Source organism: Tessaracoccus antarcticus (genome assembly GCF_003688855.1).
Classification (GTDB): Bacteria; Actinomycetota; Actinomycetes; order Propionibacteriales; family Propionibacteriaceae; genus Arachnia; species Arachnia antarctica.
The window spans coordinates 1-4,676 of the sequence record NZ_REFW01000010.1; the positions used below are offsets into that span (position 1 = coordinate 1).

Annotated in this window: 7 protein-coding genes; 3 read left to right on the top strand and 4 right to left on the bottom strand. The window is 64.4% G+C overall.

What is annotated here, in order from left to right:
• The 4 genes from EAX62_RS16460 to EAX62_RS17265 all read right to left on the bottom strand — a co-directional run.
• Positions 1-1,013 (bottom strand): ATPase, T2SS/T4P/T4SS family (locus EAX62_RS16460; RefSeq protein WP_199711365.1); only part of this gene is annotated, 1,013 nt, incomplete at its 3' end.
• Positions 1,006-1,758, bottom strand: coding sequence for a P-loop NTPase family protein (locus EAX62_RS16465; protein ID WP_121902826.1), 753 nt, complete (start codon positions 1,756-1,758; stop codon positions 1,006-1,008). The genes EAX62_RS16460 and EAX62_RS16465, both read right to left, overlap by 8 nt.
• Positions 1,758-2,465, bottom strand: a complete 708-nt coding sequence (locus EAX62_RS16470) for an SAF domain-containing protein (RefSeq protein ID WP_158600720.1) — start codon at positions 2,463-2,465, stop codon at positions 1,758-1,760. Before EAX62_RS16470 ends, EAX62_RS16465 begins: the two co-directional genes overlap by 1 nt.
• Positions 2,466-2,913: 448 nt before the next feature.
• Positions 2,914-3,054, bottom strand: coding sequence for a hypothetical protein (locus EAX62_RS17265; RefSeq protein ID WP_233558025.1), 141 nt, complete (start codon positions 3,052-3,054; stop codon positions 2,914-2,916).
• Between EAX62_RS17265 and EAX62_RS17590 the strand changes: the two genes are divergently transcribed.
• From EAX62_RS17590 to EAX62_RS16490, 3 genes are all read left to right on the top strand, one after another.
• Entirely contained in the window at positions 3,010-3,450 is a 441-nt protein-coding gene (locus EAX62_RS17590) for a hypothetical protein (RefSeq protein ID WP_407703346.1), read from the top strand. The genes EAX62_RS17265 and EAX62_RS17590 overlap by 45 nt on opposite strands.
• A 605-nt stretch (positions 3,451-4,055) precedes the next feature.
• The gene (locus tag EAX62_RS16485; RefSeq protein ID WP_121901827.1) at positions 4,056-4,238 is read left to right on the top strand and encodes a hypothetical protein; all 183 of its coding nucleotides are present in this window, start codon (positions 4,056-4,058) and stop codon (positions 4,236-4,238) included.
• Entirely contained in the window at positions 4,235-4,606 is a 372-nt protein-coding gene (locus tag EAX62_RS16490; protein WP_147454162.1) for a hypothetical protein, read from the top strand. Before EAX62_RS16485 ends, EAX62_RS16490 begins: the two co-directional genes overlap by 4 nt.
• The last annotated feature ends 70 nt before the right edge of the window (positions 4,607-4,676 follow it).

Genomic DNA, 4,676 nt, shown 5'->3' on the forward strand with positions numbered 1-4,676 from the left:
CCGGTGCCGGGGTTGGCCTGCCACTCGTGAACCACCTGATGGTGGCCGGTATCGCGCAGGAACAGCTCGAACTCGGTTTCGATGGTGCCGATCTGCACATGGGCAGGTAACTCGTGGGCAAGTGCCCGCAGCATCGTGGTCTTCCCTGTGCCCTGGTCACCGGAGACGATCACCGACAACCTGCCGCGTACTGCCGCCGACAAGAAACTTGCCGCCGTCGATGACAAGGACCCCAACCTGACAAGGTCGGCCAGGATGGCGGTGGCGAGTCGGTTGCGGCGGATGATCACCGTCGGCCTAGACGTCACCCACGCTGAAGCGAACAGCCGGGCACGGCCCGGGAGGGCGAGGTGGAGTTTGGAGTCGGTTTCGCTGAACTGTCGCGGCCGGGACTGGTGGGAGGCAACGAACTGGAGGTAGGAGATCAGGTCCTCATCACTGTTGGCCACCGGCTCCCCCTTGACCAGGGTGCCGTCAGCTCGCTCGAGGATCACGTTGTCGTACCCGGAGATGATGACGTTTTCTAGGGTGTCATCATCAAGGTAGGGCTGCAGCCGGCCCATCCGAAACACCGCATCAAACAGGGCATCAGCCAAACGAGACTGATGCCGCATCGTCCAGGTGGCCTGACCGTTGGTGGTGGCGGTGCGGGCTTCCCTGGCCAGCACCTCGGCAATCACTTCCCGGCCGAGTACCTCCCTGTCTGCCTTGGTCAGGTCGCGCTGAGCGAGTTCGTCGGAGACCCTCTCCCGCAACAGATCCACCAGCGCCCAGTCCAGGACACCGGCCACGGTGCGCTCCATCCGGGGTTGCAGCACCACCCCTGGTGTTGCGGCCTGGGGCACTGTGGGGGGTGAGGGTGTCACCGGCCACGGCGGCGGCGGGGGCGGCAGGGTTGAGGTGGGTGGTGGGGTCATGGTGAAGGTGCCGCGGCGCCGCCCCACAGGGGTGTTGAACAGAGGGAGGTCCCCCAGGTCGGCAGCGTCCATGGCGACATGGCCGTTTTCAGGCATGGAGTTCCTCCATCCGGGCCTCGGCCCGCCACCGCAAACCCTCAGCCGCGGTCCGAAGCCGCTGCGCCAGCACCTGTGGAGGACGACGCCATGGACGGATTCTGGGTTCGGCGGCACCGTGGCTCAGCACCGCAGCCTCCTTCGGCGACCACGGCAGTTCGATCTCCACCGGAAACTTCATCGCTTTGGTGATCGCAGCTGCCGTGTATGGGCGGCCGGGCCCCACCACCGCCAACCCCACCGGGGTGTCCAGTGCGGGCATGGCGGCGACGGCGGCGACGCTGACAAGATCGGAGCGCATCACCACGATTACCTGGTCGGCCATCCGCAGCAACGCCTCCGCCGAGCCGGCGTGTCCGACGCGGCCGTAGTCGACGATCACATCAATGTCGAGGGCATCCATCCGCTTCAACTCCACACCCAATGCAGGCCACAACCCGGCAATCGTGGAGGCCTGCGCCGCACCGGCAGCGCCGGGGATGAAGTCAATGCCCTCCCCCAGTGTGAGAGCGGACTCGCTGAGCGTTTCGGCGAGGCGGCCTTGGCGGTGCCCCATCCACAACTCCACCATCGTGCCGGGATTGACCACCCGCCCCTGAAAATGCCCGGCAAGGATCGCGGCTCCACCCACCGGGTCCGCATCCAGCAGGATTGCATGCCGGCTGCCCCACTGCTGCGCCAGCCCCAGCGCCGTTGTCGTCACCCCCGGCGCCCCGGACACCGATGTCAGCACAAAAATGGCCATCACCGCTCCCGGGTATCCAACACAACAGCGGCCTTACCCAAGGCGGCTGCCGAGGCTGCTGTTGCTGCTGCGGCCTGTTTCACCTGCACCGCCAGGAACAGTTGCGAACTCGCCGAATCCATCGACACCGACACCACCACACCCGGTACCGTCAACTGCCCATCCAAACACCCCGACGAAGCAGGAACTGCAGCACTGTCTGTAGCCGCTGGTGCTCCGGCGGCGCAGGCGTAGATCGGCTCCACCATCACCACCCGGACCTGATCCCCGACCAGCAGGTCCATGGCCGGGTAGAAACCTGGCGCCAGCGACAGCCCAATCACCGTCTCCCCCGCCGGCGGCAACACTTCCTGGGCGGCCACCGAGGTCGGGACGAGTCCGCCGGCCGCGACGTCATGGGATGCCCGCTGCCCCACCAAGGAGGGGATCTGCCCGGGTGGGATCATCTGGAGTTGGGGGTCGGGGTTGACCTGCACCACCACGAAGTCGTCGGCGCTCAATACTTGGCCACGCTGGATCGGGGTGCGTGCCACAACAGCATCCACCGCCGTCCCGATCGACATCCATGCCAACGCCCCACCCGCCGCACCCAGCAGCACCAACAGGACGGACACCACCAGCAGCAATGGGCGGCGCTGTGCCCGTGTCGCCACCGGTGTGACCGCGTGAGTCTCTACCGGTGCGCTGCCATCTGTCTTGCCCACCATGCCCATGCCCCTCTACGGCCCGCCGAGCGGCCCCTACAGCGCAACATGAATCCAACATTCTTTGGAATCGTCAGAAATGACCGGATCCACGTGGGGATTGTGTAGTCGCACAAGCATCCATAGCCGGCCCGGACTACTTCGTCCCGAACACGGGCATCCGCCCCTGTGAACCCGCTGCCCCGCACGACGCACCCAACCTTGACTGCCAGCCTCACAGCCAATAAACCTGTTCGGAAAATATATATTGTCGTCGGGTCATTTTCATTCGTTTCGGCGGCATCACACCCCACGGGCGTGGTTATATCCCCCTATGCAAGGAACTCGCTGCGTGGCATACCGCTGCGAGGAGAAGGCTGCCCGAGGCGGCAGGCTATGCCGACCACACCAACGCCGTCTCGACCTAGGCGGGGGCCTACCCATCCCTGGGGAACAATTCCCCGGAGATCCCTCAGGTCACGGAGCCTTCGCTGTTGTTGACAGCGACGACACCGGTGTTCTCTGCCACGAATGCGGACAACGCTTCAACCGCCTCTCCCCCCATCTGGTGCGCACCCACCACATCAACGCGGCGACCTACCGGCAGCGCCACGGCATCCCCAGCCGCGAATCGCTCGCAATGCCACCATCTTCTGACGGCCTCTCCCGGCGGAAACCCCACCCCTGTAGGCGGTGCGACACGCTCATCACCACACCCGGAAGGCTCTGCGACGCTTGCAGTCAGCAACACAAACACGACCTGCACCGACGACGGCATCCCGAGCTGTATCCCAAGCCTCTCAAGTGGCGAGAACTGACAAACGATGAAGAGATCGAACTGCTGACCGCCACTCCCGATGCGCTTTCAGACCTGATCACTCGGCTCCAAACCGACCGGGTGCCCTCGAAGACAATCGCCACAACACTTGGCTACGCGGCCGCCTGGATGTCAAGGCACCATCCCCGACCCGGGTGGGGAGAAAAAGATCAGGAACAGCCACAGCGCTGACCCCGAACCCGATCGGTTCACCAAAGAATCGCCACCGGACAAGCCAGCAGCCGTTTCGCTGTGTCCGGACCAGCGCCCGGAAGGGTAGTACCCGTCAGTGGGGAATGAAGCGCGAGAGTTGCGAGGCGGTGGACTCCATCACGGCGTCCAACTCGTCAAGGTCCACCAGAATGCGGCGCCCCATGCGGTACCTGTTCAAAGTGCCGTCATTGAACCGGCGAGTGATCGTCTTGGGATGACAACACACATACGCTGCAGCATCCTGCAACGTCGCCCACCTTCGTACCCGCGGTGCCGCCGCCGGTGCCCGCCTCATGACTGCCCACCCCCAACACGAGACTCCTTTGGCGCCGCCGATGAACAGCACCGCACCGGAAGGCACCTGCACCAAACCCCGACAACGCTCTGGCGCCCGTCAAGGATGCCGACGAATGTCTCCATCACTCCTCCTGCAAGCTGAAATGTGACCATGCGAGGAGATGGCCCGCCCAGACCACGGCGTAGCGCAACAGCAGGCGAATCTGTCACGGCGGACGGTTGGTCAGCTCCCGCGTGTCGAAGCATGGTGTGCGCCACCGGGAGCATCCACCGGGCCATACCTGGGTATGAACCAACCACACACCACCCCCGACCCCAACCCCGACCACACGGAAGCAGACACCGATCTCCTCGTCCTGCTGGAGGACGTCCTGCTGCATATCGATGAGCTCCACCAGCAGCGACCAGACACCACCGAGATCAAGACCCTCCTGGCCTACGCCACCGAGTTGAGGGCCAAGCTGTCATGACCCGGCCACCCACACCCCAGGATAAGGACAAATGGGCCGCCCAACGGCAGGAGAAGCTCACCGCGCTGCAAGGACAACTAGCCGACGGGCTACAACAGCTGATGGAAGCAACCGGCTGGATGACCTGGCTCAAAGTCGCTCACCACTTCCACACCTACTCGTTGAACAACCAGATCCTCATCGCAATCCAGAACCCCTCAGCCACACAGGTCGCCGGCTCCGGACCTGGCAAGCAACTGGTCACCAGGTCCGCAAAGGCGAAAAAGGAATCAGCATCCTGGCCCCCGTCACCGCACCCCGCCACACTCCTGATGGGCAGCCCCTACTCGATGCCAAAGGCACACAACTCAGAGGAATCGTCGGAGTGAAACCAGCCACCGTCTTCGACATCTCCCAAACCGATGGCCCACCCCTGCCCCACCCCGACACCGAGCCGCA

What these genes read in the sequence shown, in the direction of transcription:
- EAX62_RS16465 (WP_121902826.1), bottom strand. Translation starts at nt 1,758, where the DNA reads ATGGCCATTTTTGTGCTGACATCGGTGTCCGGGGCGCCGGGGGTGACG.
- EAX62_RS16470 (WP_158600720.1), bottom strand. Translation starts at nt 2,465, where the DNA reads ATGGTGGGCAAGACAGATGGCAGCGCACCGGTAGAGACTCACGCGGTC.
- EAX62_RS16485 (WP_121901827.1), top strand. Translation starts at nt 4,056, where the DNA reads ATGAACCAACCACACACCACCCCCGACCCCAACCCCGACCACACGGAA.
- EAX62_RS16490 (WP_147454162.1), top strand. Translation starts at nt 4,235, where the DNA reads ATGACCCGGCCACCCACACCCCAGGATAAGGACAAATGGGCCGCCCAA.